The organism is Nonomuraea ceibae (assembly GCF_019396325.1).
Lineage (GTDB): Bacteria > Actinomycetota > Actinomycetes > Streptosporangiales > Streptosporangiaceae > Nonomuraea > Nonomuraea ceibae.
This window is the reverse complement of the sequence record NZ_JAHKRO010000025.1, coordinates 31,724-58,423: the sequence shown is the minus strand read 5'-3', so window position 1 is coordinate 58,423 and position 26,700 is coordinate 31,724. Positions and strand designations below refer to the sequence as shown.

At 72.6% G+C, this 26,700-nt stretch carries 30 protein-coding genes and 1 tRNA gene; 21 read left to right on the top strand and 10 right to left on the bottom strand.

The annotated features are described in order from the left end of the window. Positions 1 to 68 precede the first annotated feature (68 nt). The 8 genes from KME80_RS18515 to KME80_RS18480 all read left to right on the top strand — a co-directional run bounded on the left by KME80_RS18515 (position 69) and on the right by KME80_RS18480 (position 8,220). Entirely contained in the window at positions 69 to 980 is a 912-nt protein-coding gene (locus KME80_RS18515) for an MBL fold metallo-hydrolase (RefSeq protein ID WP_219506856.1), read from the top strand. A 217-nt stretch (positions 981 to 1,197) separates the two neighbouring features. Beyond that, positions 1,198 to 2,124, top strand: a complete 927-nt coding sequence (locus KME80_RS18510) for a GNAT family N-acetyltransferase (protein ID WP_219506854.1) — start codon at positions 1,198 to 1,200, stop codon at positions 2,122 to 2,124. Beyond that, positions 2,121 to 2,828: a PIG-L deacetylase family protein gene (locus KME80_RS18505; protein ID WP_219506852.1), complete on the top strand. Its 708-nt coding sequence runs from the start codon at positions 2,121 to 2,123 to the stop codon at positions 2,826 to 2,828. The genes KME80_RS18510 and KME80_RS18505 overlap by 4 nt, the downstream gene beginning before the upstream one ends. Further along, the gene (locus tag KME80_RS18500; protein ID WP_219506851.1) at positions 2,825 to 4,435 is read left to right on the top strand and encodes an ABC transporter substrate-binding protein; all 1,611 of its coding nucleotides are present in this window, start codon (positions 2,825 to 2,827) and stop codon (positions 4,433 to 4,435) included. The genes KME80_RS18505 and KME80_RS18500 overlap by 4 nt, the downstream gene beginning before the upstream one ends. Next, entirely contained in the window at positions 4,432 to 5,403 is a 972-nt protein-coding gene (locus KME80_RS18495) for an ABC transporter permease (RefSeq protein ID WP_308125820.1), read from the top strand. Before KME80_RS18500 ends, KME80_RS18495 begins: the two co-directional genes overlap by 4 nt. Next, positions 5,400 to 6,251, top strand: a complete 852-nt coding sequence (locus tag KME80_RS18490; protein ID WP_219506850.1) for an ABC transporter permease — start codon at positions 5,400 to 5,402, stop codon at positions 6,249 to 6,251. Before KME80_RS18495 ends, KME80_RS18490 begins: the two co-directional genes overlap by 4 nt. Beyond that, on the top strand, positions 6,248 to 7,252 hold the full coding sequence (locus tag KME80_RS18485) for an ABC transporter ATP-binding protein (protein ID WP_219506849.1): 1,005 nt from the start codon (positions 6,248 to 6,250) through the stop codon (positions 7,250 to 7,252). The genes KME80_RS18490 and KME80_RS18485 overlap by 4 nt, the downstream gene beginning before the upstream one ends. Then, positions 7,249 to 8,220, top strand: coding sequence for an ABC transporter ATP-binding protein (locus KME80_RS18480; protein WP_308125819.1), 972 nt, complete (start codon positions 7,249 to 7,251; stop codon positions 8,218 to 8,220). The genes KME80_RS18485 and KME80_RS18480 overlap by 4 nt, the downstream gene beginning before the upstream one ends. Here the strand turns inward: KME80_RS18480 and KME80_RS18475 are convergent, their stop codons facing one another. Both KME80_RS18475 and KME80_RS18470 read right to left on the bottom strand, forming a co-directional pair. After that, positions 8,221 to 9,222, bottom strand: a complete 1,002-nt coding sequence (locus KME80_RS18475) for a DUF2207 domain-containing protein (RefSeq protein ID WP_219506848.1) — start codon at positions 9,220 to 9,222, stop codon at positions 8,221 to 8,223. 70 nt (positions 9,223 to 9,292) lie between these two features. Continuing rightward, complete coding sequence (locus tag KME80_RS18470; RefSeq protein ID WP_219506847.1) at positions 9,293 to 10,267, bottom strand: helix-turn-helix transcriptional regulator; 975 nt, start codon at positions 10,265 to 10,267, stop codon at positions 9,293 to 9,295. 45 nt (positions 10,268 to 10,312) lie between these two features. On the opposite strand from KME80_RS18470, the gene KME80_RS18465 reads away from it, so the two are divergent. Further along, the gene (locus KME80_RS18465; RefSeq protein ID WP_219506846.1) at positions 10,313 to 10,765 is read left to right on the top strand and encodes a hypothetical protein; all 453 of its coding nucleotides are present in this window, start codon (positions 10,313 to 10,315) and stop codon (positions 10,763 to 10,765) included. Between the two features lie 7 nt (positions 10,766 to 10,772). Here the strand turns inward: KME80_RS18465 and KME80_RS18460 are convergent, their stop codons facing one another. The 3 genes from KME80_RS18460 to nhaA all read right to left on the bottom strand — a co-directional run bounded on the left by KME80_RS18460 (position 10,773) and on the right by nhaA (position 13,603). Continuing rightward, positions 10,773 to 11,159 (bottom strand): hypothetical protein, encoded by a 387-nt coding sequence (locus tag KME80_RS18460; protein ID WP_219506845.1) that lies wholly within the window; start codon positions 11,157 to 11,159, stop codon positions 10,773 to 10,775. Positions 11,160 to 11,232: 73 nt separating this feature from the next. Further along, the gene (locus KME80_RS18455) at positions 11,233 to 11,760 is read right to left on the bottom strand and encodes a hypothetical protein (protein ID WP_219506844.1); all 528 of its coding nucleotides are present in this window, start codon (positions 11,758 to 11,760) and stop codon (positions 11,233 to 11,235) included. Between the two features lie 46 nt (positions 11,761 to 11,806). Beyond that, positions 11,807 to 13,603: a Na+/H+ antiporter NhaA gene (gene nhaA, locus KME80_RS18450; RefSeq protein ID WP_219506842.1), complete on the bottom strand. Its 1,797-nt coding sequence runs from the start codon at positions 13,601 to 13,603 to the stop codon at positions 11,807 to 11,809. A 211-nt stretch (positions 13,604 to 13,814) separates the two neighbouring features. On the opposite strand from nhaA, the gene KME80_RS18445 reads away from it, so the two are divergent. After that, positions 13,815 to 15,362 (top strand): M28 family metallopeptidase, encoded by a 1,548-nt coding sequence (locus KME80_RS18445; protein ID WP_219506840.1) that lies wholly within the window; start codon positions 13,815 to 13,817, stop codon positions 15,360 to 15,362. 38 nt (positions 15,363 to 15,400) lie between these two features. Here the strand turns inward: KME80_RS18445 and KME80_RS18440 are convergent, their stop codons facing one another. Then, entirely contained in the window at positions 15,401 to 16,774 is a 1,374-nt protein-coding gene (locus KME80_RS18440) for a Dyp-type peroxidase (RefSeq protein WP_219506838.1), read from the bottom strand. Positions 16,775 to 16,967: 193 nt separating this feature from the next. Between KME80_RS18440 and KME80_RS18435 the strand changes: the two genes are divergently transcribed. Beyond that, positions 16,968 to 17,348, top strand: coding sequence for a hypothetical protein (locus KME80_RS18435; protein WP_219506836.1), 381 nt, complete (start codon positions 16,968 to 16,970; stop codon positions 17,346 to 17,348). Here the strand turns inward: KME80_RS18435 and KME80_RS18430 are convergent. After that, entirely contained in the window at positions 17,324 to 17,818 is a 495-nt protein-coding gene (locus KME80_RS18430; protein ID WP_219506834.1) for a 2-thiouracil desulfurase family protein, read from the bottom strand. The two genes, KME80_RS18435 and KME80_RS18430, sit on opposite strands and share 25 nt — an antisense overlap. Further along, a complete protein-coding gene (locus KME80_RS18425; RefSeq protein ID WP_219506832.1) occupies positions 17,788 to 19,131 on the bottom strand; it encodes a DHA2 family efflux MFS transporter permease subunit in 1,344 nt (447 codons plus the stop codon). Before KME80_RS18425 ends, KME80_RS18430 begins: the two co-directional genes overlap by 31 nt. 53 nt (positions 19,132 to 19,184) lie before the next feature. On the opposite strand from KME80_RS18425, the gene KME80_RS18420 reads away from it, so the two are divergent. The 8 genes from KME80_RS18420 to KME80_RS18385 all read left to right on the top strand — a co-directional run bounded on the left by KME80_RS18420 (position 19,185) and on the right by KME80_RS18385 (position 24,320). Next, a complete protein-coding gene (locus KME80_RS18420) occupies positions 19,185 to 19,874 on the top strand; it encodes a TetR/AcrR family transcriptional regulator (RefSeq protein ID WP_219506830.1) in 690 nt (229 codons plus the stop codon). Between the two features lie 11 nt (positions 19,875 to 19,885). Beyond that, complete coding sequence (locus tag KME80_RS18415; RefSeq protein WP_219506828.1) at positions 19,886 to 20,248, top strand: hypothetical protein; 363 nt, start codon at positions 19,886 to 19,888, stop codon at positions 20,246 to 20,248. Continuing rightward, entirely contained in the window at positions 20,245 to 20,625 is a 381-nt protein-coding gene (locus KME80_RS18410; RefSeq protein WP_219506825.1) for a hypothetical protein, read from the top strand. Before KME80_RS18415 ends, KME80_RS18410 begins: the two co-directional genes overlap by 4 nt. Positions 20,626 to 20,656: 31 nt before the next feature. Then, positions 20,657 to 21,268 (top strand): SRPBCC family protein, encoded by a 612-nt coding sequence (locus tag KME80_RS18405; RefSeq protein ID WP_219506823.1) that lies wholly within the window; start codon positions 20,657 to 20,659, stop codon positions 21,266 to 21,268. A 175-nt stretch (positions 21,269 to 21,443) separates the two neighbouring features. Next, positions 21,444 to 22,667 (top strand): CynX/NimT family MFS transporter, encoded by a 1,224-nt coding sequence (locus tag KME80_RS18400; RefSeq protein WP_219506821.1) that lies wholly within the window; start codon positions 21,444 to 21,446, stop codon positions 22,665 to 22,667. Continuing rightward, entirely contained in the window at positions 22,664 to 23,491 is an 828-nt protein-coding gene (locus KME80_RS18395) for an alanyl-tRNA editing protein (RefSeq protein ID WP_219506819.1), read from the top strand. The genes KME80_RS18400 and KME80_RS18395 overlap by 4 nt, the downstream gene beginning before the upstream one ends. Positions 23,492 to 23,569: 78 nt before the next feature. Continuing rightward, entirely contained in the window at positions 23,570 to 23,785 is a 216-nt protein-coding gene (locus KME80_RS18390) for a helix-turn-helix domain-containing protein (protein ID WP_219506817.1), read from the top strand. 4 nt (positions 23,786 to 23,789) lie between these two features. Next, positions 23,790 to 24,320: a Clp protease N-terminal domain-containing protein gene (locus tag KME80_RS18385; protein WP_219506815.1), complete on the top strand. Its 531-nt coding sequence runs from the start codon at positions 23,790 to 23,792 to the stop codon at positions 24,318 to 24,320. Here the strand turns inward: KME80_RS18385 and sigJ are convergent. Further along, positions 24,311 to 25,207 carry an RNA polymerase sigma factor SigJ gene (sigJ, locus tag KME80_RS18380; RefSeq protein WP_219506812.1) on the bottom strand — a complete coding sequence of 299 codons (897 nt, stop codon included), beginning with the start codon at positions 25,205 to 25,207 and terminating at the stop codon, positions 24,311 to 24,313. The genes KME80_RS18385 and sigJ overlap by 10 nt on opposite strands. 78 nt (positions 25,208 to 25,285) lie before the next feature. On the opposite strand from sigJ, the gene KME80_RS18375 reads away from it, so the two are divergent. Further along, positions 25,286 to 25,358: transfer RNA gene (locus KME80_RS18375), tRNA-Ala, on the top strand. A gap of 55 nt (positions 25,359 to 25,413) precedes the next feature. Here the strand turns inward: KME80_RS18375 and KME80_RS18370 are convergent. Then, entirely contained in the window at positions 25,414 to 25,623 is a 210-nt protein-coding gene (locus KME80_RS18370) for a DUF4236 domain-containing protein (RefSeq protein WP_219506809.1), read from the bottom strand. 188 nt (positions 25,624 to 25,811) lie between these two features. Here KME80_RS18370 and KME80_RS18365 point away from each other — a divergent pair, with 188 nt between their 5' ends. Further along, positions 25,812 to 26,639 (top strand): SAM-dependent methyltransferase, encoded by an 828-nt coding sequence (locus KME80_RS18365; RefSeq protein WP_219506807.1) that lies wholly within the window; start codon positions 25,812 to 25,814, stop codon positions 26,637 to 26,639. Positions 26,640 to 26,700 lie beyond the last annotated feature (61 nt).

The following is a 26,700-nucleotide window of genomic DNA, read 5'->3' as shown; positions in this document are numbered from 1 at the left end:
GGTCATCACGGTGGCGGGCTTTTCCGTATCCCGGATGACCCGAAGCGGAGGCGGAGGGAGAGGCGGACATGGGGTCGCTGCACGAGATCGGGCCCGGCGTCCACGCGTGGGTGCAGCCGGACGGCACCTGGTGGCTCAACAACGCCGGGGCCGTGGCCGGCGACGACGGCCTCGTGGTCGTCGACACCTGCGCGACCGAGCGGCGCGCCCGGCGCTTCCTCGGCGCGCTGGCCGAGGCGACCGGCGGCGCGCCGGTGCGGGTCGCGGTCAACACCCACCAGCACGGCGACCACGCGTACGGCAACAGCGTGCTGCCCGCCGAGACCGTGATCTTCGGGCATGAGGCGATGCGGGCGGCGCTGCTCGTCGATCCGATCATCGACGGCTGCCCGCCCGTGTGGGAGCCGGTGCCCGACTGGGGGAACGTGACGCGCCGGCTGCCCTCCGTGGTGTTCCGCGACGAGGTGGCCGTCTACACGGGCGCGCGGCGGGTGGAGTTCCGGCATCCCGGTTACGCCGCGCACACGCCTGGGGACGTGGTGGCGTGGCTGCCGGAGGAGCGGGTGCTGTTCAGCGGCGACCTGCTCTTCCACGGGCTGACGCCGCTGGTGTTCATGGGGTCGCTGGAGGGGGCGCTCCGGTCGCTCGACTGGCTGGCGGCGTTCGGCGCCGAGCGGGTCGTGCCGGGGCACGGGCCGCTGACCGACGCGGCCGGGCTGCCTGGGGTGCTGGCGGCGCACGAGCGCTACTACCGGTTCGTGCTGGACGTCGCGCGGGCGGGGCGGGCCCGGGGGCTCCCGCCGCTGGCCGCCGCCCGGGAGGCCGACCTGGGCGAGTTCGCGGGGTGGGCGGACGCGGAGCGGCTGGTGCTCAACCTGCACCGGGCGTACGCGGACGCCGAGGGCGCGGAGATGGGCCTGCTCGCCGCCCTCGGCGACGCCGTGGCCTACCACGGGGGGCCGCTGCCGACGTCGGTCTGATCCGCGATCATGGCAGCGGAGCCCGTACGCGCTGGTCCGGACTCCGTGCGCGCGGGGATTCGGCGGGGGCCGGAATGCGCAACATTCCATACTTACCGGACACGAAGGAAAGTTTCAATAGGGTCATAAAGCAGGAAAATTTCTGCCCGAAAATCATTGACCACGGGGGTTAACACTCGGAAAGCTGGCCGCGAAGCCCAGGTGAAAGGACCGGCCGATGGTCACTGTCCGAGCGTTCGCCGCGGGGGACGAGGGCTCCCTCGTCGACGCCTGGAACCGGAGCATGCCAGGCGACCCCACGACCGCCGGGTGGCTGCGCGACTGCGTGCTGCTCGACCCGAACTTCGACCCCGGCGGCCTGCGGGTGGCCGTGGCGGACGGCCGCGTCGTCGGCTGCGCGTACGGGGTGCGCAGGCGGACGCCGCTCGCGCCGGGCACGGACCTGGAGCCCGGCATGGGATGGATCCCGTTCTTCTTCGTCGCGCCCGAGCACCGGGGCCGGGGGCTGGGCCGGAGGCTGATGGAGGAGGCGCTGGGCTTCCTCGACGGCAGGACGGTGGACTTCGCCTCCTACACGCCCGGCTACGTGCTTCCGGGCGCCGACCCGGAGCTCTACCCCGACGGGTTCCGGCTGCTGGGCGCGCTGGGGTTCGAGACGCTGTACTCGCCGGTCGCGATGGACCGGACGCTCGTCGGCTACGTGGCGCCGGACGAGGCGGGCGAGCTGCGGGCCGCCCGTGAGGCCGAGGGGTACGCGTTCCGGTCCCCGGTGGACGGGGATCTGCCGGAGCTGATCAGGTTCGCGGCCGAGGAGTTCAACCCGGACTGGGGCGAGGCGATCAGGCGCCACGCGAACCCCGACCGCATGGTCATCGCGAGAAAGGGCGGCGTCGTCGGGTTCGCGCTGTACGGGGCCTACCGGGGCATCCCCGAGAGGTTCGGCCCGTTCGGGGTCGACCCGGCGCAGCGCGGCACCGGCCTTGGCAAGATCCTCCTCCATCTCACCATGACCAGGATGCGCGCCGAAGGGCTGCACTCGTCGTGGTTCCTGTGGACCGGCGAGACCAGCCCGGCCGGTCACCTCTACACCAAGGCGGGCTACGAGATCACCAGGCGGTTCCACGTGATGAGGCGGCCGGCATGACCCACGTCCTGGCCATCGGCGCCCACGCGGGTGACCTCGACCTGACGGCGGGCGCGGTGCTCGCCCAGCACGTCCTGCGCGGCGACCGCGCCACGCTGCTGCACCTGACGCTCGGCGAGCGCGGCCACCCGCGCATGAGCGTCGCCGACTACGCCGAGCAGAAGCGCGAGGAGGCCGAGACGTTCGCCGGGCGGATCGGCGCGGGCGTGCGCTTCCTCGACTACGAGGACGGCCTGCTGCCCGAGGACGACGACGTCAAGATGCGCGTCGGCGACCTGATCAGGGAGCTGCGCCCGGACGTGATCCTCACCCACTGGGGCGAGTCCATCCACAAGGACCACGCCCGCACCCACCGCATCGTCCAGGACGCCCGCTTCTACGGCGGCCTGAAGACCCTGGCGCGCGACCTGCCCGCCTACTGGGCCGGCGAGCTCTACTACGCCGACAACTGGGAGGACGCCGACGGCTTCACCCCGGACGTGTTCGTCGAGCTGAGCGACGAGGCGTACGAGATCTGGTCGCAGGCCATCACCGGCTACGCCTACGCCAGGGGCGAGACGTACGGATTCCCGTACGTGGACTACTACCGGGCGCTGACGGTCGTGCGGGGCGCCCCGGCGGGGTTCCGGCGGGCGCAGGCGTTCGCCGCGCCGAAGGGGTCGCGGAACCTGCGGACGAGCTACTTCGGAAAGGCGTCGCAATGAAACGCAGCCTGGCGGCCGTGGCGGCCCTGGTCCTGGCGGTGGCGGGATGCTCCGGCGGCGGTGGCGCCGGGGCCGGGCGGACGGCGAGCGCGCCCCCGCTGATCATCCACGCCATCGACTCGGGGACGTTCCAGGAGAACTTCAACCCGTTCCACCTCGAAGGCGTCAACTTCGGCACCAGCGGGATGATCTACGAGACGCTGGAGTTCTTCAACCGGCTCAAACCCGGCGAGGTCACCCCCTGGCTGGCGCTCAAGCACGAGTGGTCCGAGGACGGCAAGTCGCTCACGTTCACTCTGCGGCAGGGCGTCAAGTGGAGCGACGGCAAGCCGTTCACCGCCGAGGACGTCGCCTACACGTTCGAGATCATCAGGAAGCACCCCGAGCTGAACAAGAGCGCGCTGGAGCTGGAGGGCGCCGAGGTGCTGGCGACGGACAAGGTCCGCGTCGACTTCGCCGGCACCTCCTACGCCAAGCTGTTCAACATCGCCGGGAACACGCCCATCGTGCCCAAGCACGTGTTCGAGAAGCAGAACCCGGTCACGTTCACCAACCCCAAGCCCGTCGGGACCGGCCCGTACACGCTGTCGTCGTTCAACGCCCAGCTGTACGAGATGGCGAAGAACCCGGGCTACTGGCAGCCCGGCAAGCCCGAGGTGCCGGTGCTGAAGTTCCCCGCCTACACGGCCAACGGCGTGCAGACGGCGCTGCGGCAGGGCGAGGTCGACTGGGCGGGCGCGTTCGTGCCCGACATCGAGAAGATCTACGTGCAGGGCAAGCCGGAGACGAACAAGTACTTCTTCCCCGCCGAGGGCGTCGTCGCGCTGCTGCCCAACCTGACCCACCCGGTGCTGTCCAAGCCCGAGGTGCGCAAGGCCATCAGCCTGGCCATCGACCGGGAGAAGATCGTCCGGGTGGCCGAGCGCGGCTACACCAAGGTCGCGCACCCGACCGGCATCCCGATGCCCGGCGGCGAGGCGTACCTGCCGCCCGAGCACAAGGACGCCGCGTTCACCGTCGACCTGGCCGAGGCCAAGGAGCTGCTGAAGGGCTTCGACCCGGGCGAGCTGAAGTTCGAGCTGCTGGTGCCGTCGCCGTTCACCGACTGGGTCAACGCCGCCCAGCTCATCCGCGAGGACCTGGCCAAGGTCGGCATCACCGTCGAGACCCGGGGCGTGGCCTTCCAGGACTGGGTGTCGAAGGTCGGCAAGGGCACCTTCGACCTGTCGATCCGCGCCACCCCGGCCGGGGCCGAGCCGTACTTCCAGATGCGCTCGATGCTCTACGGCAAGCTGGCCACGCCCGTCGGCAAGTCGGCCACCGGCAACTACCAGCGATGGAAGGACGCCGAGACCGACCGGCTGATCGACGCCTACGCCGCCACCGAGGACGAGGCCGAGCACCACAAGGCCACCCAGGCGCTCGGCCGGATCATGGTGGAGAAGCTGCCGACGCTGCCGCTGTTCTACAGCCCGAGCTGGGCCCAGTACCGCACCGACAAGTACGTCGGCTGGCCGACCGAGCAGGACCCGTACGCGATGCCGTCGCCCTACACCTCACCCGACGCGGCCGTGGTGCTGCTGCGGCTGAAGCCGGCGGGCACGTGAGGTTTCTCGCCAGGCGGCTCGGGTTCTACCTGCTCACGGCCTGGGCCGCCGTCACGCTCAACTTCCTCATCCCGCGCCTCATGCCGGGCGACCCGGTCGACCTGCTCGTGGCGCGGCTGAAGGGGAACGTGGACCCGGCCGCGATCGACGCGATGAAGCGCGCGTTCGGCATCAGCGACGCCAACCTGTGGCAGCAGTACGTGGACTACCTGGGCAACCTGTCGCGGGGCGAGCTCGGCCGGTCGATCACGTTCTTCCCCACCGAGGTGTCCACGGTGATCGCCGACAGCCTGCCGTGGACGATCGGGGTGGTCGGCGTCGCCACGCTGATCAGCTACGTGGTCGGCACCGCGCTCGGCGTGCTCATGGCGTGGCGGCGCGGCACCTGGCTCGACGGGGTGCTGCCTGCGGCCACGTTCATGCACGCGGTGCCGTACTTCTGGGTCGCGCTGGCGCTGGTGTTCGTCTTCGGGGTGACGCTGGAGTGGTTCCCCGTCAGCCGGGCGTACGCGCTGGACGTGGTGCCGGGGCTGACCGGGGAGTTCGCCGGCAGCGTCGTCTACCACGCGGCGCTGCCCGCGATCACGATCGTGCTCGCCTCGATGGCCGACCGCATCCTCGGCATGCGCAACGTCATGGTGACCACGCTGGGCGAGGACTACGTGGTGATGGCCGAGGCCAAGGGGCTGACGTCGCGCCGGGTCATGTGGGCGTACGCGGCTCGCAACGCGATCCTGCCCAACATCACCAGCTTCGCGCTGTCGCTCGGCTTCGTGGTGGGCGGCTCGGTGCTGACCGAGATCGTCTTCTCCTATCCGGGCATCGGGTCGATGCTGCTCAAGGGCGTGGAGAACGAGGACTTCCCGCTCATGCAGGGCATCTTCCTGGTGATCTCGCTGGCCGTGCTGGTCGCCAACTTCCTGGCCGATCTGGCGTACGTGATCCTTGACCCCAGGACCAGGCAATGAAGATCAAGATCGGGGCGGGCATCCTCGCCTTCTTCGCGCTGGCCGCGATCCTCGGGCCGCTGCTCATCGACGCCGACCCGGCCGCCACCAGCGACGCCGGCCTCCAGGGGCCGTCGGCGGCGCACTGGCTCGGCACCACCCAGACCGGGCAGGACGTGCTCGTCCAGCTCGTCTACGGGGCCCGCGTGTCGCTCGGCGTCGGCGTGCTCTCGGCGGTGATCGCCACCGTGCTCGCCGTCGCCGTCGGGCTCGTCGGCGGCTACTTCGGCGGCGCGGTCGACGAGGTGCTGTCCGTGCTCACCAACATCTTCCTGGTGCTGCCCGCGCTGCCGCTGATCATCGTGCTGGCGGGCTACCTGCCGCAGCGCGGCGTCGCCTCCGTCGCCGTGGTGATCGCCGTCACCGGCTGGGCGTGGGGGGCGCGCGTGCTGCGCGCCCAGACCCTGTCGGTACGCCGCCGCGACTTCGTGGAGGCGGCCAGGGCCGGTGGCGAGGGGGCGTTCCGGGTGGTGTTCTTCGAGATCCTGCCCGTGCTGCTCCCGGTGATCGCCACCAGCTTCCTGGCCACGGTCGTCGCGGCGATCCTGGCCGAGGCCGGGCTGTCGTTCCTCGGCCTGGCCGACCTGTCCACGGTGAGCTGGGGCAGCATGCTCTACTTCGCGCAGAACGGCCAGGCGCTGCTCATCGGCGCGTGGTGGTGGTTCATCCCGCCTGGGCTGTGCATCGCGCTCATCGGCACCGGGCTGGCGCTGGTCAACTTCGGCATCGACGAGATCGCCAACCCGCGCCTGCGCACCATAAAGCCCGCGCGCCGCAGGCCCGCGCGTGAAGGGAAGGTGAAGGCGTGAACGTCCTGGAAGTACGCGGCCTCGGCGTCGACTACCAGTCGGCCACGGGCGCCGTGCACGCGGTCGCCGACGTGACGCTCGACCTGCGGCGCGGCGAGATCCTCGGGCTCGCGGGGGAGAGCGGCAGCGGCAAGTCCACGCTGGCCAACGCCGTCGCCCGGCTGCTGCGCCCGCCCGCCGCGATCACCTCCGGCTCGGTGCTCTACCGGCGGCGCGACGGCACCGAGGCCGACGTGCTCGCGCTCGGGCCGAAACAGTTGCGCGCCTTCCGCTGGAAGGAGCTCGCCGTCGTCTTCCAGAGCGCCATGAACTCCCTCAACCCGGTCGCCACGATCGGCTCCCAGATCGACGACGTGCTGCGCATCCACGCGCCGGACCTGTCGCGCAAGGCCCGCGCCGCCCGGGCCGCCGAGCTGCTCCAGCGCGTCGGCATCAACGCCGACCGGCTGCGCGGCTACCCGCACGAGCTGTCCGGCGGCATGCGCCAGCGGGCCGCGATCGCCATCGCGCTCGCGCTCAACCCCGAGATCATCATCATGGACGAGCCGACGACCGCGCTCGACGTGGTCGTCCAGCGCGACATCCTGCACGAGATCGGCGCGCTGCGCGAGGAGTACGGGTTCGCCGTCGTGTTCATCACCCACGACCTGTCGCTGCTCATGGAGATCTCCGACCGCATCGCCGTCATGTACGCCGGCCGCGTCGTCGAGGTCGGCACCGCCAGGGCGCTGCGCACCGCGCCCCGCCATCCGTACACCGAGGGGCTGCTGCGGTCCTTCCCCCGGCTGCGCGGGCCGCGCGAGGAGCTGCTCGGCATCCCCGGCACCCCGCCCGACCTGCGCTCGCCGCCGCCCGGGTGCGCCTTCCACCCACGCTGCCGCCACGCCTTCGACGGCTGCGCCGACGAGCGCCCGGCGCTGCTGCCGGTGCCGGGCGGCGAGGTGGCCTGCCGCCTCAACGAGGGCGCCGGAGCTGACACTGCCGCACGGGAGGCGTCGTGATCGTCCTGGAAGGGCGCAACCTCACCAAGCACTTCACCGCCGCGCGCGGCCGGTGGGGGCGGCGGCCGCCGGTGCGGGCCGTGGAGGACGTGTCACTGGCGCTGCGGGCCGGGCGGGTGAGCGCGCTGGTCGGCGAGAGCGGCTGCGGCAAGAGCACGGTCGCCCGGCTGCTCGCCCAGGTCTACCCGGCCACCTCCGGCGACGTGCTGCTGCGCGGCGAGGTCGTGCGGGCGCACCGGGGAGCGGCGTTCCGCTCCTACCGGCGGCAGGTGCAGCTCATCTTCCAGGACCCGTTCGCCTCGCTGAACCCCTTCCACCGGGTCCGCTACCACCTGGCCAGGCCGCTGCGCGTGCACGGCCACGCCAAGTCCGACGCGCACGAGCGGGAACTGGTCGCCGAGCTGCTCGAACGCGTCAGCCTGACGCCCGTCGACCAGTTCATGGACAAGCTGCCGCACGAGCTGTCCGGCGGGCAGCGGCAGCGCGTCGCGATCGCCCGCGCGCTGGCGGTGCGGCCCGTGGCGCTGATCGCGGACGAGCCCGTGTCCATGCTCGACGTGTCGATCCGGCTCGGCGTGCTGCGGCTGCTGGAGAAGCTGGCCGACGAGAGCGGGCTGGCACTGCTCTACATCACGCACGACATCGCCAGCGCGCGTTACTTCGCCGAGGACATCACGGTCATGTACGCGGGCCGGCTGGTGGAGAGCGGGCCCGCCGAGGCGCTCACCCAGGCGGCGCGGCACCCGTACACGCGGCTGCTGCTGGAGTCGGCGCCGGACCCGGACCGGGTGACGCCGCGCGAGCGGCAGCGGCACGGCGAGCCGCCCAGCCTCGCCGACCCGCCCGGCGGGTGCCGCTTCCACCCTCGCTGCCCGGTGGCGCTGCCAGTCTGCTCGACCACGGTGCCGGGGCGCACCGAGCTGGGCGACGGCCGCTGGACGCACTGCTGGGAGGCCGCCGGGGACTGATCAGAACGAGCCGCCGCCCCCGCCGCCGCCCTCACCGGGGCTGTGGCTCGGCGTCCCGCCGGGCTGGCCCGCGTGATAGCCGTGGTCGCTGTAGGAACGGCCGGCACGGCCGCGCGCGGGACCGGACCGGCGGCTGAGCGGGCGGCGGGCGCGGCGTTCGACGATCACCAGGACGCCGGTCACCAGCACCGCCATCCCGGCGAACACCCACCAGGTGCCGTCGTAGGTCTCCGTGCCGACCGGGCCGCAGGCGGCGCCGCCGGCCGAGGTCACCGGCTGACGCCCGGCGCGCAGCTCCGCCAGCGTGGCCGAGCCGTCGCCCTCGCCGCGCAGCACCTTGCCGCCGGTGCTCGGCAGGTCGAGCCGGGCGGGCGGGAAGGCCAGGTCGAGCGCGAGCGCCTGGGCGCCGGGCACGGCCCGCGCGCTCGCCCTGGTCACCTGCCCGGCGGGCCCGGCGGCCAGCCTGCTCGCGGGCTGCCCGAACGCCTGGTGCCCGCCGCTCCCGGGCGGTCCGGGCAGGCGGACCGTGACCTCCAGCAGGTCCACGCCGCCCCGCCAGTGGGCGCCGCGCACCGGCAGGTGCAGGAAGGCGTGCCCGCCGAACACGGTGACCGCGTTCTTCAGCGTGTAGCCGAGCCGGAACGTCCGGGTGCTGCCGGGCGTGGCGGCCAGGTGCCACACCACGCGGTGCGGCCCGTCGGTCCCGCACGCCCGCTCGCTGTAGGTCCCGGCGCGTCCCGAGGAGTCCGGCTCCGCCGGGGCCACCTGCTCGTAGGCCGCGGACTCGCGTACCGACACGTCCTCCACCACGACGCCGGGAGCGCGCGGGATGTCCACGTACGCGCCTTTGCCCGGGCTCCGGTACGTCAGCGTGTGCTCCTCGACCACGGCCACCGTGCCGTCGGCGCGGACCGTGGCCGTGATCTCCGCTCTGGGCTGCGTGACGTGAGGCCCGGCGACCGGCTGCGGCAGCAGCCCGGCGGCCAGCACCATCAGCAGCATGCGCAATGTCGCCCCCGAAGCGCTGGTTGATCCTTTTGCGGCATTCTGTCCGGAGGCGCTTGCAGCTCGCTTAACCGGCGCGGTAGAGGCCGACCATCCGCTCGGCGACGGCGAGCAGCCGTTCGCGCAGCTCGGGCGGGCTGATCACCTCGGCGTCCGCGCCCAGCCTGAGGAACTCGCCCGTCGCGTGCTCGACCGACTCGATCGGCACCCTCACCCGGGTCCAGCCGTCCGCCTCCGGCTCGGCGCTCTCCCGCGCCGCCGCCGCCACGCCGGGCGTCATCAGGCCCGGCAGCCGTTCGAGCCCGCCCGGCGACAGCCGCAGCACCGCCTCGCCGCGCCGTAGCCGAGCCTCGAACTCCACCAGGTACGCCTGCCAGTGCGCCGCCAGGTCGAACCCCGCCGGCCTGGCGAACCGGCCCGGCAGCGGATGCAGGTCGAGGATCTGCGACACCCGGTAGGTGCGCACCTGCTCGTCGCAGCGGGCCACCAGATACCAGCTCCCGGCCTTGACGACCAGGCCGTACGGCTCCAGCCGCCGCTCCACCTCCTGCGGGGCGCGCCAGCGGCGGTAGCGGACCCGGACCGGGCGCTCGTTCCACACCGCCTCCGCCACGGCGGGCAGGTGGGCCACCGGCTCCCGGTCGCGGTACCAGCCCGGGGCGTCGAGGTGGAAGCGCTCCCTGATGCGCCCGGCCCGGTCACGCAGCTCCACGGGCAGCGCCGCCATCAGCTTGAGCTGCGCCGCCGTCACCACCGCGCCCAGCCCCAGCTCGGCGGCCGGACCGGGCAGCCCGGCCAGCGGCAGCGACTCGGCCTCCTCCGTCGTCAGCCCGGTCAGCTTGGTCCGGTAGCCGTCGAGCAGCCGGTAGCCGCCCCTCGGCCCGGCGTCGCCGTAGAGCGGGATGCCGGCCGCGTGCAGCGACTCCACGTCGCGGTAGATCGTGCGCACCGACACCTCCAGCCGGTCGGCCAGCTCCCCGGCGGTCATCCGGCCGCGCGTCTGCAGGAGCAGGAGGATCGACATCAGGCGGGAAGCACGCACATCGCTGACACTACCTGTCAGTGACCCGGCCGTACGGTGCCGGGCATGAACGATTTCGACTTCCTCGAAGGCACCTGGAACGTCCACAACAGGCGCCTGGTCAAGCCGCTCACCGGCAGCGACACCTGGGACGAGTTCCCCGGCCGGATCACCGCCACCCGGCACTTCGGCGGCGCCGCCAGCTTCGACGAGATCACCTTCCCCACCAAGGGCTTCAACGGGCTGACCCTGCGGCTGTACAACCCCGAGACGCGGCAGTGGTCGATCTACTGGGCCAACAGCTCCCGGGGCGTGCTCGACCTGCCGCCCATGGTCGGCGGCTTCGACGGCGACCAGGGCCTGTTCTACGCCGACGACCAGCACGAGGGGACGCCGGTGCGGTGCCGGTTCCTCTGGACGCTCCAGGGGCCGGACGCCTGCCGGTGGGAGCAGGCGTTCTCCGTCGACGGGGAGCGGACCTGGGAGACGAACTGGACGATGGACAGCGTCCGGGCGTGACCCGGGGCTACGCGCCGCCGTTCACCCAGAACAGGAAGCCGGCGGTGAGCGCCGCCGCCAGCAGGGCGACCCCGCACACCAGGATCATCCACCACCACCCGGACTTGGCCGCCTTGGCCTCGTACACGGGCACGTCGGGGAGCATGTCCGGGGTGTAGGGCAGGCGGCGGGTGAACGAGCCCGGCGGGTCGTCCTGCCGGTGCGGGGGCACGGGCCCGCCCCCGTACGGCTGCGGACCGGGGTGCGGACCGGGGTTCGGCCTCGGTGGGGGCCCGGCCGGGGGTGCGGGGTACGGGCCGGACGGGGGCGCGGGGTGCGGCCCGGTCGGCTGCTGGGGCCAGCGGCGCCGGATCGTCACGTCGGGGTCGGGCTGGCCGGGCTGCTCTGGATTCATGGTTCCCTCGACGCGCGCGCGGAGCCGGATTTTCCCACCATTGTCACATCTCCTGTGGCTGCCCGAGGACGGCTCAGGCGAGCCCGTCGGCAGGCGGCTGCCACCCCGGCTGCGGCCCCTGCGGCCCCTGCGGCCCGCTCGGCGGCTGCTGCTGCCAACCGGGCTGCGGCCCCTGCGGCTGGCCGTACGGGCCCTGCGGTCCTTGCTGCTGCCAGCCCTGCTGCGGGCCCTGCTGCTGCCAGGGCTGGGGCTGCTGCGGGGCCTGGGGGCCGGGCTGCTGGGGCGGGGTGCGGCGGGCGATCACGCCGGCGATCAGCAACGAGACGCCCGTCACCATGAGCACGAAGGAGACCAGGTTCACCAGCAGGAAGACGACGTCGATGCCGCCCGGGCCGAACGACTCCAACAGGACGCCGATCATCAGCAACTGCGCGAGCCGCACCAGCGAGTCGAGGAACAGCGCGAGGCAGCCGAACATGCCGAGGGTCGCCCCGCGGCCGTGGTTGCGCCGGTTCATGCCCAGCAGCACGGTGCCCGCCAGCAGCAGCACGCTGATCAGGGCGGTGGTGCCGATCCCGACGTAGTTTCCGATGTTGAACATGCGGTTCAGGTCTCCAGCCCGTTGAGGGGACGTCCGCGTAGAGACGTTACGGGGTGGGACGCGCGAGATCCACCGCCTTGCTCAGGGACTCCAGGTCGAAGTCGCCCTGATGGCGCAGGCCGTTGACGAAGAGGGTGGGGGTGCCCCGGACGCCGCTGGCGTGGCCGGACGCCTCGTCGCGGGCGACGCGGGCGGTCTGGGCGGGCACGTCGGGCCACGGTTCGACGCCGAGCCCGGCGGCGTAGCGGGCGAGGTCCTGGTCGGTGAGGTGGCGCTGGTTGCGGAACAGCAGGTCGTGCATCTCCCAGAACCGGCCGCCGAGGGCCGCGCCCTCCGAGGCCAGCGCGGCGGCCACGGCGCGCGGGTGCACGGTGCGCAGCGGGTAGTGCCGGAAGACGATCCGCAGGTCGGGATGGCGGCGGCGCAGTTCCTGGAGCACCGGGTGGAGGCGGCCGCAGTAGGGGCATTCGAAGTCGCCGTATTCGACGATCGTCACCGGCGCGTCCGGGGGGCCGAGCACGTGATCGTCCGGCCCGACGGGCTCGCCGAGCAGCACCGGCAGCTCTTCCTCCGGCTCCGTCTGCGGCGGGGCGCACACGCCGCCCCGGTCCCAGGCCAGCTTGAAAATCACCCAGCCGAGCAGCGCCGACAGCAGCGATCCGGCCAGGATGCCGATCTTCGCCTCGCTGTGCACGAGCGGGTCCTCGAAGGCCAGGTCGACGATGAACAGGGCGACGGTGAACCCGATGCCCGACACCGCCGCCCCGCCGAGGATCTGGCCCCACACCAGGTTGCCCGGCAGCACGCCCCAGTTGAGCCGCAGCGGCAGCCAGGTGCCGAGGGTGATGCCGGTGATCTTGCCGAGGAGCAGGCCGAGCGCGACGCCGAGCGCGATGGGCGAGGTCGCGGCGGCCCGCAGCGTGTCGCCGTCGAGCCGGACCCCGGCGTTGGCCAGGGCGAAGATCGGCACGATGACGTAGCTGCTCCACGGGTGCAGGCGGAGCTGGAGGCGTTCGTTGACCGAGACCGCCCGGCGCACCAGCCGGGTGGCCCGCTCGGCCGCGCGCGGGCTGGGGGAGGTGGTGAACTCCTGCACGGCCTCCCCGGCGCGCAGCAGCTTGTGGTCGCTGGGCGCGTACACGAACACGAGGACGCCGAGCGCGATGCCGACCAGGGTGGGATGCACGCCGCTCTCCAGCGTGGCCACCCACAGCGCGAAGCCGAGCAGGATGTAGGCGGGCGCCCGCCAGATGCGCAGCCAGCGCAGGGTCACGATCGCGGCCAGCAGCAGGATCGCGGTGACCAGCGCGGGGACCACCAGCGTCGCGGTGTAGAAGATCGCGATGATCATGATGGCCAGGATGTCGTCCACGATGGCCAGCGTGAGCAGGAAGGCCCGCAGCGGGTACGGGCACCGGGCCCCCACGACGGCGAGCAGCCCGAGCACGAACGCGGTGTCGGTGGCGATCGGCACGCCCCACCCGGCGGCCCCGGGCCCGCCCGCGTTGAAGACGAGGTAGACGGCCGCGGGCACGATCATGCCGCCGAACGCGGCGATCGCGGGCACGGCGATCAGCCGCCGGTCGGCGAGCTGGCCCAGCCGCGCCTCGTACGAGATCTCGAGGCCGATGACGAAGAAGAAGATCGTCATGAGCCCGTCGTTCACCCAGTGGCGCAGGTCGAGGGAGAACGTGGCGTCGCCGAAGGACAGGCCCATCGGGGTGTGCCAGAACGCCTCGTAGGTGTCGCCCCAGGGCGAGTTCGCCCACAGCAGGGCCAGCACCGTGGCCGCGAGCAGCACGCTGGTGCTGCCCGCCTCGGTCTTCAGAAACGCCCGCAGCATGCCCCGACCCCCTGAGGCCATGATCCCCGGCGGGCCTTCCGGGTTGGGTGAGGCGATGCGAGCCGAAAGGGTAAAGACCTGGAGAGCAGCAAACCAGTGAAATGACCCCCATTTATGGGTCTTCTCAGGAGGCGGCGGGCTCGTTACGTTCCAACAGCGTGCAAGAAATCGGGGGACACCGAAACACTCACCCTCTTCGCGGAGGAGCCATATGCGCTTCCACCTCCCCAAGGGAGTGGCCCGAGCCGGCACCCTGGCCGTGGCCCTCACCCTTCCGCTCGCGCTGGTCACCCCGGCCCAGGCGGACCCGAGCCCCTCGTCGCTCGCCAGGTCCGTCAAGGCGCAACTCGTCACCCGGCACCTGGAGGCGTTCCAGCGGATCGCCGACGCCAACGGCGGCACCCGGGCCTCCGGCACCCCCGGCTACGACGCCTCCCGCGACTACGTGGCCGGGCAGCTGCGCCGTGCCGGTTACCGGGTGACGCTGCAGCCGTTCGAGTTCCCGTTCTTCCAGGAGAACGCCACGGCGGCCATGCAGCGCGTCTCGCCGAACCCGCGCACGTTCACCCCGACGCCGCCGGACGGCAGCTTGGTCGGCGAGTTCGCGACCATGACCTACTCGGGCTCCGGCGACGTCACCGCCACCCTCCAGAACGTCGACCTGCAGCTCCCGCCGCCGCCCACCCCCGGCTCCACCTCCGGCTGCGAGGCCGCCGACTTCGCCGGGTTCACGCCGGGCAACATCGCGCTCGTCCAGCGCGGCTCCTGCGACTTCCGGGTCAAGGCGGAGAACGCCCAGGCGGCAGGCGCCGTCGCCGTGATCATCTTCAACGAGGGCCAGCCCGGCCGCACCGACACCCTCCAGGGCACGCTGGGCGTGCCCGTGACGATCCCGGTCGTCGGTACGAGCTTCGCCGTCGGCCAGGAGCTGGCCGCCACCGCGGGCACCGTGATGCGCGTGGCGACCGACACCGAGAGCGAGATCCGCGTCACCCACAACGTGATCGCCGAGTCGCGCGGCGGCAACCCGGACAACGTCGTCATGCTCGGCGCCCACCTCGACAGCGTGGTGCCCGGCCCCGGCATCAACGACAACGGCACCGGCAGCGCGGGCATCCTGGAGACCGCCCTGCTCATGTCGCGGCTGCCGACGGTCAACAAGATGCGTTTCGCCTGGTGGGGCGCCGAGGAGCTGAACCTGCTCGGCTCGGAGCACTACGTGGCGAACCTGACGCCCGACGAGCTGGCCAGGATCAAGCTGTACCTGAACTTCGACATGATCGGCTCGCCGAACTTCGCGTACAAGATCTACGACGGTGACGACTCCGACGCGACGGGCGCGCCGGCCGGGCCGCCCGGATCCGCCGAGATCGAGCAGACGTTCGCGCGCTACTTCGACACGCTGCGCCTGGGCCACGTCGGCACCGACTTCGACGGCCGCTCCGACTACGGGCCGTTCATCGCGGCGGGCATCCCGGCGGGCGGCCTGTTCACCGGCGCCGAGGGCGTCAAGACGCCGGAGGAGCAGGCGCTGTTCGGCGGCACCGCCGGCGAGCCGTACGACCCGTGCTATCACAAGGCGTGCGACACGATCGCCAACGTCAGCACCAAGGCGCTGCTGGTGAACACCGGCGCGATCGTGCACTCGGCCGTCACCTACGCCTACGACCGGAGCCTGCCGGGAGCGGGCGGCGCGCGCACGACAGCGGCCAAGGCGGGTGCCGCCGCCGTGACCGCGCAGGTGCAGGCCACCCGCTGACCGGGTGAGGGGAGCGGCGCGGGCCGCTCCCCTCCAGGTCACAGCCCGCGCAGGTAGGCCAGCGACGGCATGAAGAAGTACTCGCCGCCCTTCATCGTGACCGTCTGGGGCACCTGCCGGTGCGGCGGCGACTGCTCCGGCTCGCCCCACACCTTCGGGAAGGTGACCTTGACGTCACGCGCCCCCTGGCCGATCACCGGGTCGTGGCCGGTGGCCGGGCGCTCGAAGTCCGGGTTGTCGGCCCAGCTCTGCTGGGTGAACTCGAACTGGTCGAGCAGGCTGCTGTTGAAGGCCATGAACAGCAGGCCCACCTCGCCGCTCGGGCGCGTGTGCGGGGGCGCGTCGTCCCACGGGTCGTCGGCGCGCTCCCCGTAGGTCTGGCCCCGCCTGGCCATGAGCACCTCACGGCCGAACGAGCGCGGGTTCGTCTTCCTGATGTGCCCGCTGAACGGGCACTTCGTGCCGTCCGGGTCGGTGTCGAAGGTGAAGTCGTTGACCACCGGGCCGCCGCCCGCCTTCGGCTTGAGCGTGAGCGGGGTGCCGTCCTTGAACCGGCCGACGAGCATCGCGCCCGCCCGGTCGCGGTCGGCGCCCGTCAGGCCCAGGCTGTCGGCCAGCTCCTGCTCGATCTCCTTGAACGCGCGGACGTTCTGCTCCAGCTTGCGGAAGACGAAGTAGCTGCCGAAGTGGCGCTCCGGGTCCGGCGCCAGCGGGTCCGGCACCAGGACGCCGCTCAGCGGGAACGCCGGGTTCCAGTGCTTCCCGGGCTCCTTGTCCACCTCGTCCTTGAGGAACAGCGGCTGGCTGCGGCCGTCGACGTAGCCGAAGTGCTCGATGCCGTCGCCCGCCGGGTTGCGCATGCCCTGGCCGCTCTCCTCGCCCAGCAGCCGGGCGCTCTCGGGCAGGTCGCGCAGGAACCGCTCGCGCAGCGCCGCCACCGGCTCCGGCTCGGCGTCGCCGATGAGGATGACGGCGTGGATCTCCCGCTGGTAGCAGTTCTCCCACTCCTCCACCGGCGGGTCGTTCACCTCGGCGACGCGCCGCTTCATCCCGTCGCGGAACACCACGTCGCCGAACCTGCGCATGTCCTCGACCGAGTGGCCGAGGTCGCGGTAGCCGGCCTTGCTCAGGCCGACGCCCACGTACGGGGTGCCGTGCCGCCCGTCGCGGGCGTGGTCGCGCACCTCCTTCAGGTGCTCGCGGGCCGACTTCATGCTGGTCACCGCGATCTTCCTCAGGTAACGCCTGCCCTCCGCGACGTCGTTGAAGCGGACGAACAGCACCGTCAGGTGCTCGCGGACGTGCGCGCGCAGGATGTTCGGCTGGAGGTTGTCCAGCATCGCCCTGGTGTCGGCGTCGAGCGTGGCCGAATCCCAGGCCAAGGGCTGTTCGTTGGTCAGGTCGACTGGCATGGCCGAGTCCTCTCCCCGTTGGCGAATCGTGTTCGTGCCCGGGCCCCTGCCTCTAAGGACTCCCGGGAGAGGCAGAAGGTTTCCGCGAAGGGGACTTTCTGATTTCCCGATCCCCGGGCTACCCCGGCGGTCGTATCCGGCGGCCACCCTCAGGGAGGATTCGCCGCCCCCGCGCGGGTGGCAGCGTGGGGGCATGGACGTGTTGCGGACGGCGCTGGGCGCCGCATGCCTGGTGTACGGGGTGGTCTTCGCCGTGGCGGCGCTGCTGCACGCCGGGATCGCGGTGGTGCCGCTGAGCCAGCCGGTGATCGTCCCGGCCGCGATCGTGGAGACGGCCTGCGCGTGCGCGCTCGCCGTGGCAGGCTACGGCGCGCTGGCCCGGCGGCCGTGGGCGTGGGACGGGATCGTCTACGCGCACGCCGCCGCGCTGTCGGGGGTGCTGCTGGGCATCCTGGCCGTCGCGTTCGGCGCGACCGACCCCGACCCGCTGCTCGACTGGTATCACCGCTCGGTCGCCGTGCTGCTCGGGATCGGGCTGGGCGGCGCCTTCTACGTCTCCAGGGTGCGCAGGTAGGCGGCGGCCTCGGTGACCTGCTCCTCGGTGAAGACCCGGATGCCGTGCTCCTCCAGCAGCGCCGTCGTCACGCCCTGTCCGGCGACCCGGCGGCCGGCGAACGTGCCGTCGTAGATCGTCAGCGCGCCGCACGACGGGCTGCCCTCCTTGAGCACGGCCAGCCGCGCCCCGGCGTCACGGGCGGCGGCCAGCGCGGCCCGCGCGCCGGCCACGAACTCGGCGGTGACGTCGGAGCCGTCGGCCGCCAGCACCCGGGCCGTCCCGGCCAGCACCGCCGCGCCGCCCGCGCCGCCCTCGATCTCGGCGGCCGGGCGCGGGATCGCCAGCCCGCCCTCGACCTCCGGGCAGAACGGCACCAGCCGGCCCTCCCGCCACCAGGCGGCCAGCCGCTCGTCGGAGCTGGTCTTGGCGCCGCCGTCGTAGCGCACCCGACGGCCCATCAGGCACGCGCTGACCAGGATGCTTTCCACGCCTTCGATCCTATGAGCGCGATCGGGGCGAGCGGGACGGCGGCCAGCGCCAGCACGCAGCCGAAGACCCACGCGTACGGCCGGTCCGCGCCCGCCCGGGTGAACACCTGGAGCAGCACGGCCGCCAGCGCGACGCCCACCGGGGACGCGACCCGTACGGCGATGGTGCTGAGCGTGGTCGCGGCCGGGAGCGCGGCCCGGTCCAGGGTGCGGAACGCGGCGGCCATCAGCGACGGCGACACCAGCCCGTGCCCGAGCCCCAGCACGAGCACCGGCAGCACCCCGCCCCACGCCGCGTAGCCGGCGATGCCCGCCACCACCAGCGCCACCCCGGCGGTCGCGACGCCGCGCGGGCCCCGGCTGTCGGTGAGCCTGCCCGCGAGGGGCATGGTGAGCGCCGCGCCGACGCCCAGGGGGGCCAGCAGCAGGCCGGCCTCCAGGGCGCTGCCGCCCTGGGCGAGCTGGCTGTGCAGCGGGATGAGCACGGTCACGCCGAACGCCGCCGCCGAGTAGCAGGCCAGCGCCGCCACCGCCGCCGCGAACGCGCGGTCGCCGAACAGCCGCAGGTCCACGAGCGCCGCCGGGGTCCGCAGGCCGCGTGCGACGAAGGCCGCCAGCAGGGCCGCGCCGATCCACAGCGCCGGATGCGCGGGCGAGGCGCCGTCGCCGACCTCCGACAGGCCGAACACCAGCGCGGCCAGCCCGGGGGACAGCAGGGCCAGCCCGGCGACGTCCAGCCCGGCCGCCCCGGCGGGCTCGTCGCGCGGCAGCAGCAGCGCCGCCGCGACCAGCGCGGCGGCGCAGACGGGCAGGTTGACCAGGAACAGCCAGCGCCAGCCCGGCCCGTCGAGGAGCACGCCGCCGAGGACCGGCCCCGCCACGGGCGCCAGCATCGCCGGGACGGAGATCAGCGCCATCGCCCGGCCCATCCGCTCCGGGCCCGCCGCCCGCGCGAGCATCGCCTGCCCGACGGGGAGCAGCAGCCCGCCGCCGAGCCCCTGGACCGCGCGGAAGGCCACCAGCGAGCCCACCGACCAGGCGGCGGCGCACAGGGCCGACCCGGCGCCGAACAGCAGCAGGGAGACCAGCCACACCTTCCGGGCGCCGAACCGGCCGACCGCCCAGCCCGAGAGGGGCACGGTCATCACCAGGGCGAGCAGGTAGCCGGTCGCCACCCACTGCGTGTCGGCCAGGCTCGCGCCGAACCCGCCCGCCAGGGGGCCGAGCGCCACGTTGACGATCGTCGTGTCGAGCATCGTCATGACCACGCCGAGCAGCACGACCGGCCCGGTGGTTCGTACGTTGTCTCGCATGCCGTACAGCGTATCACTTCCGTACACTGTAGCGGCTGGCTTAGGATGGCGGTGTGAGTTCCGTCTGGTCACGCCCCGCGCCGCAGCGGCGCCCCGCGCTGACCCGGGAGGCGATCGTCGCCGTGGCCGTGGCCGTCGCCGACGCCGAAGGGCTGGCCGCGGTCTCCATCCGCCGCGTCGCCGCCGAGCTCGGCGCCCGCGCGATGAGCCTCTACACCTACATCGAGCGCAAGGAGGACCTGCTCGCGCTCATGCTCGACGAGATCAGCGCCGAGCTCGACACCGGCGAGCCGCTGCCCGCCGACTGGCGCGAGGCGCTGGTCCAGCTCGCCAGGGCCGAGCGCGACCTGGTGCGCCGCCACCCCTGGCGGGTCGAGCTGATCTCCCAGCCCGTCGCCGTCGGCCCCAACGGGCTGCGCCACGTCGAGCGCAGGCTGTCCGCGTTCGACGGGCTCGGCCTGGACCGGCTCCAGACCTGGCGCGCGATGGCGGCGGTCGTCGACTACGTGACCGGCTTCGTCGTCCGCGAGGCCGCCGAGCGCGCCCGGCCCCGCGCCGACGGCGTCAACGACGCCGAGCGCGCCGCGCTCGCCGAGCCCTACATCCGCGACCTCGTCGCCACGGGAGAGTTCCCCCGGCTCGCCCCCATGATCGAGCAGGGCGTGCGGGGCGCCGACGACACCTTCGAGCGCGGCCTGCGCTGGGTCCTGGACGGAATCGAGGGCGACCTGCCCGGGCGATAGCCTTGCCCCCGATGAACACCACCGTCGCCACGATCGTCATCGCCGGCTCGCTGCTGCTCGCGCTGGCGAGCCTGATCACCGCCATCCGCGACCGGCCCATGGGCATGGTCCTGCTGGGCGGCTTCGCCGTCCTCGAAGTGGCCGTGCTCGTGCAGCTCGGCATCGTGATCGCGGCGGTGGCCGGCGGCGCCGGGCCGGACGACACCGTCACGCTCTTCGGCTACCTCGGCGGCATGGTGCTCATCCCGCCCGCCGCGGTGTTCCTCGCCCTGGCCGAGCGCAGCCGGTGGGGCCCGGCGATCCTGGTCGTGGCCGGGTTCGCGATCGCGGTGATGACCGGGCGGGTGCTGCAGATCTGGCAGGGCGTCGCATGAGCCACGCCCCCATCGGCGCCGGTCCCGGCCGCGCGCTGATCGCCCTGTACGGGCTGTTCGCGCTGGCCGCCGGCGCGCGGGCCGGCGTGCAGATCGCCACCCGGTTCGGCGAGGCGCCGCTGGCCTACTCGCTGTCGGCGTTCGCCGCGCTCGTCTACGTGCTGCTCACCGTCGCCCTCGTGCGCGGCGCCCGGCGGCTCGCGCTGGCCGCGCTCGGCATCGAGCTGGCCGGGGTCCTCGTCATCGGCACCGCGAGCCTGCTCGACCCGGCCGCCTTCCCCGACGCCACCGTGTGGTCCGGTTACGGCCGCGGCTATCTGTACATTCCGCTGGTGTTGCCGCTGGTGGGCCTCTACTGGCTGCTGCGCAGGCGTTAGCGAGTCGTCTGCGCGGGCAGCAACGTCACCCATGAGTACGATCGAACACTCCGTAGACGTCAATGTTCCCGTCAGGGTCGCGTACGACCAGTGGACCCAGTTCGAGAGCTTCCCCGAGTTCATGGAGGGCGTCGAGTCCATCAAACAGCTCACCGACACGCGCACGCACTGGATCACCGAGATCGCGGGCGTCAAGCGCGAGTTCGAGGCCGAGATCACGGAGCAGCACCCGGACGAGCGCATCGCCTGGCGGTCGATCGACAAGCCGAGCCAGTCCGGCGTGGTCACCTTCCACCGGCTCGACGCCGACACGACCCGGGTCAAGCTCCAGATGGAGTACGACCCCCAGGGGTTCGTGGAGACCGCCGGTGACTGGCTGCAGATCGTCAAGCTCCGCGTCCGCGGCGACATGGAGCGGTTCAAGACGTTCATCGAGTCGCGCGGCGGCGAGACCGGCGCCTGGCGCGGCGACGTGCCCGGCCCGCACCAGACCGGCTCCAGCCTCGGCGGGAGCGACCGGCCGATGCCGCCCGGCACCGTAGGCGGCGGCGACCCGTACTCCGACGGTCCTCCGCTGCCCCCGCCCGGCCCGCTGGGCGGCACCCACGACGACCCCCCGCAGGGACCGCGCCCGGTCCTGTAGGCGCTCAGGAACGGTCCCGCTGGCAACCGAAGGCCCCCGGCTCAGCCGGGGGCTTTGCCATGTCCGCGCCCCGGTTGAGCGGGGAGTTTGTCAGGTTGCGGAATAGATGCGCGTTTTGGTCCTGTTAAGATGGTGATTCATCCCATGATTAGATGAGTGGAGGACCAGACCCGGCATGACTGTGCTCGCCGCCCCCGAGTCCCGAGGAAGAACCAACTCCCTCGCCTGGCTCCTCGTGCTGGGAATCGTCCTCGCGGCCCTCAACCTGCGCACCGCCGTGACCAGCGTCGGCCCCCTGCTCGACCAGCTCGCCGCCGGACTCGGCATGACCAGCGTCGGGACCGGCCTGCTCACCACGCTGCCCGTGCTGGCCTTCGCCACCGTCGGCGCGATCACGCCCACGCTGGCCCACCGCGTCGGGCAGCACCGCCTGCTGCTGCTCGCGCTCGTCACGCTCGGCGCCGGCATGCTCGTCCGGGCGCTCGTCGACTCCGCGCCGGTCTTCCTGCTCAGCAGCGCGGTCGCGCTCTCGGGCGGCGCGGTCGGCAACGTGCTCATCCCGTCGCTGATCAAGCGCCACTTCCCGGCCCGCACCGGGGTCATGACGACCGTCTACACCACCGCCCTGGCCACCGGCACCATGCTCGCCGCCGCGGCCACCGTGCCGATCGAGCGCGCCTCCGGCGACTGGCACGTCGCGCTCGGCGTGTGGGCCGCGTTCGCCGCGATCGCCGCCGTGCCGTGGCTGGCGCTGCTGCGCAGCGAGCCGGAGCGCGCCAAGGCCCGCGCCGGCGCCGGCATGCGCAGCCTGGCCAGGAGCAAGCTGGCCTGGACGGTCGCCGTCTACTTCGGCACCCAGTCGATGATCGCCTACATCATGTTCGGCTGGCTGGCCACGATCCTCACCGACTCCGGCTACACCACCGCGCAGGCCGGGATGGTCCTCGGCGTGTTCACCGCGCTGAACATCCCCGTCTCCATCCTGATCCCGGTCGTCGCCTCGCGCTTCCGCGACCAGCGGCCCATCGTGGTCGGCCTGGTCGTCGCCTACGTCATCGGCTTCTTCGGGCTGTGGTTCGCGCCCGCCTCGACCGCGCCGGTCTGGGTGGTGTTCGTGGCGATCGGCATGGGCTCGTTCCCGCTCGCGCTGACCATGCTGGCACTGCGCACCCGCACGCCCGAGGCCACCGGCGCGCTGTCGGCGTTCGGGCAGAGCGTCGGCTATCTCATCTCCGGCGCCGGTCCGCTCCTCGTCGGGGTGCTGCGCGAGGCCGGCGGCGGCTGGGCGCTGCCGTACACGATGATGCTGGCCGTGATCGTCGTCCAGCTCGTGAGCGGCCTGTACGCGGGGCGCAACCGATACCTGGAGGACGAGCGCTCTGCCAGGATGACGGGGTGAACTCGACAGTCGTCACCTTCCCGCACGGTCATGTCAACGGCCGTTCCACGATCGTCGGGGCCGTGCCGGTGGGGGAGCGGCACGGCCTCGTCACCGCCGAGACGCCCTTCCACCCGCTCGACCACACCTGGCCCGACCAGCCCGCCGACCGGGGGACCATCGGCGGGCTGACCGTCGTGGACTGCGTGACCGGCGCGCTGCCCGGCTCCGGCGGCGAGATCGCGCTCGGCTCCGGCATCCCGGTGCGGCGCGGCTCCGACGGCTGGCGGTGGCTGGTCGTGCACGTGACCGACGAGCCGCTGCCGCTCGGCGCCGAGGTCGACCTGGTGGTCGACGCCGGTCACCGGGCCGCGCTCTCGGCCGGGCACACCGCCTGCCACCTGGCCGCGCTCGCGCTCAACGCCGCGCTGGCCGGGCGCTGGCGCAAGGAGACCGCCGCCGACGGGCTCGGCCACCCCGACTTCGACCAGAGCGCGATCACCTCCTCGCGGATCGTCCCGTACGGGAGCGTGGACGTCTACCGGCTGGGCAAGTCGCTGCGCAAGAAGGGGTTCACCGCCGAGGGGCTGGACCCGGCCCAGGTCGCGGCCGAGGTGAACGAGCGGCTCAAGGGCTGGGTGGCGTCCGGCGCGCCGGTGCGGCTGGACGTGCCGGGGCCGGAGCTCACCGCCCGCCGCACCTGGTCCTGCGCGCTGCCCGAGGGTGAGGCGTCGATCCCGTGCGGCGGCACGCACGTCGGCTCGGCCGCCGAGCTGGGCGAGGTCACGGTGGAGCTGGCCCTGGAGGAGCAGGCGCTCACCATGCGCACGACCGTGACGCCGTGAACCGTCAGCACGCGCTGACAGCCGTAAGCGTGTCAGCACGTGTTGACAAGCGGGTGCTTGTCAGCGCATGCTGACAGCATGAGCGTCACCGAACTCGCCGAAGCGGCGGCCGATCGCGACCCGGGCACCGGCCTGGCCGCCGTCGCCGCGCTCCGGGTCCTGCTGGAGGAGCTGGAGGCCATGCACGTCTCCAACGCCCGCGCCCAGGGCTGGTCCTGGGAGCAGGTGGCCGACGCGCTCGGCGTCAAACGGCAGTCCGCCCACCGCAAGCACGCCCGCCGGATCGGGAGGTAACACGATGCTGACGAGATTCACCGACGGCGCCCGCCGCACGATGATCAGGGCCGGCACGCTCGCCCTCGACGCCGGCCGTCCCGTCCTCGACACCGACCTGCTCCTGCTCGCGCTGGCCGAGATCCGGCCCTTCACGCTCGACGCCTTCACCGCCACCCCCGAGGCCGTGCGCGAGCACGTCGACACCGGCGACGCCCGCGCGCTGCTGGCCACGCTCGGCATCGACCTCGCCGAGGTGCACCGCCGCACCCGTGCCGGGGCCGACCGGCCCCACCTGTGGCGGCTGCGCCGCACGCCGCTGCGCCCGCTGCGCGTCGTGCTGTACGGGCCGCTCGGCGCGATCCCGCTGGCCATGCACGCCCGCAAGGCCGTCGAGGTGGCCCAGTGGAAGCCCGGCCCCGTCACCGGAGAGCGCCTGCTGTGGGGCCTGCTCGCCGACGGCGCCAACGGGGCCGGCCGCATCCTCCACGCGACCGGCGTCGACCTGCCCCGGCTCGTCGACGAGGCCGGCATCCCGCGGGCCGTTCACGCCTGATCGGCGGCCAAGCGGGTCAGCTTGTCCGGGTTGGCGATCAGGTAGATCGTCGCGATCCGCCCGTCCATGACGACGAGGGACGCCACGGTCACCACGCGTCCCGCCGCCCGGATCACCGCCGCCGGGCCGCCGTTCACCTCCGCGACCTCGAACGACAGCTCCGCGTCCGGCGGGGTCCCCACCGACGCCAGGAACCGGGCGATCCCCTCCTCCGAGCCGATCGACACCAGCCAGCGGGAGATCGGGTCCGCGCCCGTCATCACCCGCAGCGGCGCCCTGGCCTTGCCGCCGCTGTCGCTGATCAGCGTGACCTCGTCGGCCAGCAGCTTGATCAGGGCGCCGAGGTCGCCGTTCGCCGAGGCGCCGATGAAGCGCTCGGTGATGCGCCGCCGGGCCGCCCGGTCCGCCTCGTAGCGCGGCCGCTTCTCCCGCACGTGCTCGCGCGCCCGCCTGGCGAGCTGCCGGGTGGCCGCCTCGCCCCGCCCGATCACCTCCGCGATCTCCCCGAACGGCAGGTCGAACGCCTCCCTGAGCACGAACACGGCCCGCTCCAGCGGCGACAGCGTCTCCAGCACCACCAGCAGCGCCAGCTCCACGCTGTCGGCCAGCTCGGCGTGCTCGGCCACGTCCGGCGTCGTGCCCACCGGCTCCGGCAGCCACGGACCCACGTACGACTCCCGCCGCGAGCGCGCCCACCGCAGCCGGTCCAGCGCCAGCCTCGACGTCACCCGCACCAGGAACGCCTTCGGATCGGCGATCTCGTTCTCGTCCACCCCGGACCAGCGCAGCCACGCCTCCTGCACGACGTCCTCGGCGTCGGCCATGCTGCCCACGATCCGGTAGGCCACCCCGATCAGCAGGCGGCGATGTTCTTCGAAGGTAGACATGAATTCATAGACGTATCACGGCCATCCGGGCGTGACACGGGGGTGCCGAGATTCCGATACACTGGCGTCGCATCGCAAGGGGCTATGGCGCAGTTGGTAGCGCGCCTCCATGGCATGGAGGAGGTCTGGGGTTCGAATCCCCATAGCTCCACCCACGATCGGCGAAGGCCCCGGGGACGTCCCCGGGGCCTTCGCCGTGCTGCCCGTCAGTAGCGGTAGTGCCGGTGGTGGCGCCGCTTGCCGAAGGACTTGCTCACGTGGAAGCCGCCGGGCAGGCGCACGGTGACGTGGCGGCGGCCGTCGGGCGTCGTCGACACGTGGAAGCGGCGGTTGCCGAAGCTGTGGCCGACGCCGTGCCGTGAGAGGTTGACCCGGAACGGGCCCACCTTGATCGACTTTCTGTAGTGCCAGCCCACTGCCCCTCCTCCGGAGTACGCGTCGTTCTCCTGGTGAAACGATCGGCGTCCGCGCGAGGTTCCCTGCCCCATTGCACGCATGTCATCGAATGGGCTGATTGCCCAATGAAAGGTTCATTCTGATCTGCGGAAGAATGTCGCGCTCGCTATGCTCCGAACGCATTCGACGCCGATCGACGAGGTGGCTCATGGGCGAGGGAACCCCCAGCTGGACGCATCAGGACCCGGATTACCTGCCGCCTGAGATAGACGCGAGCAAACCCAGCATCGCCCGCGTCTATGACGCTTTCCTGGGCGGCAAGGACAATTTCGCGGTCGACCGCGCGATAGCGCTGGAGGGCATGAAGCATTTCCCCGACGGCGGCGAAGGCGCGCGGCAGAATCGCGCGATGCTTTTCCGCGGCGTGCGCTACATGACCGAGCAGGGCATCGACCAGTTCCTCGACCTCGGCTCCGGGCTGCCGACGATGGACAACACCCACTCGGTCGCCCAGCGGATCAACCCGCGCGCCAAGGTCGTCTACGTCGACAACGACCCGATCGTGCTCGCCCATGCCCGCGCGATCCTGCAGACCAACGACAACACCCGGGTCATCACCGCCGACCTGCGCGAGCCGGAGGCGATCTTCGAGCATCCGAAGGTGGCCGGCTTCCTGGACTTCTCCCGGCCGATCGGCCTGCTGCTGGTGGCCGTCGTGCACCATCTGAGCGACGAGGAGGGCCCGGAGGAGCTGGTCGGCACGTACAAGGCGAAGCTGGCGCCGGGCAGCTTCATGCAGCTCACGCACTTCTGCTCGTGCGCGCCGGAGGTGCGGGCGCTGGAGGGCGTCCTGCTGGCGATGCTGGGCACCGGGCGGGCCCGCGACCTGAAGGAGATCGTGCGCTTCTTCGACGGGCTGGAGCCGGTCGAGCCCGGCGTGGTGCACGTGCCGCTGTGGCGGCCGGAGCAGCCGGTCGAGCTTCCCCTCACGCTGGGCGGCGTCTGCATCGCGGGCGGCGTGGCCCGCAAACCCTGACCGCGCCGCCGGTGACGCGGCCGTAATCGAAACGACGCTTGACGAGACTGGTTGTTAACGT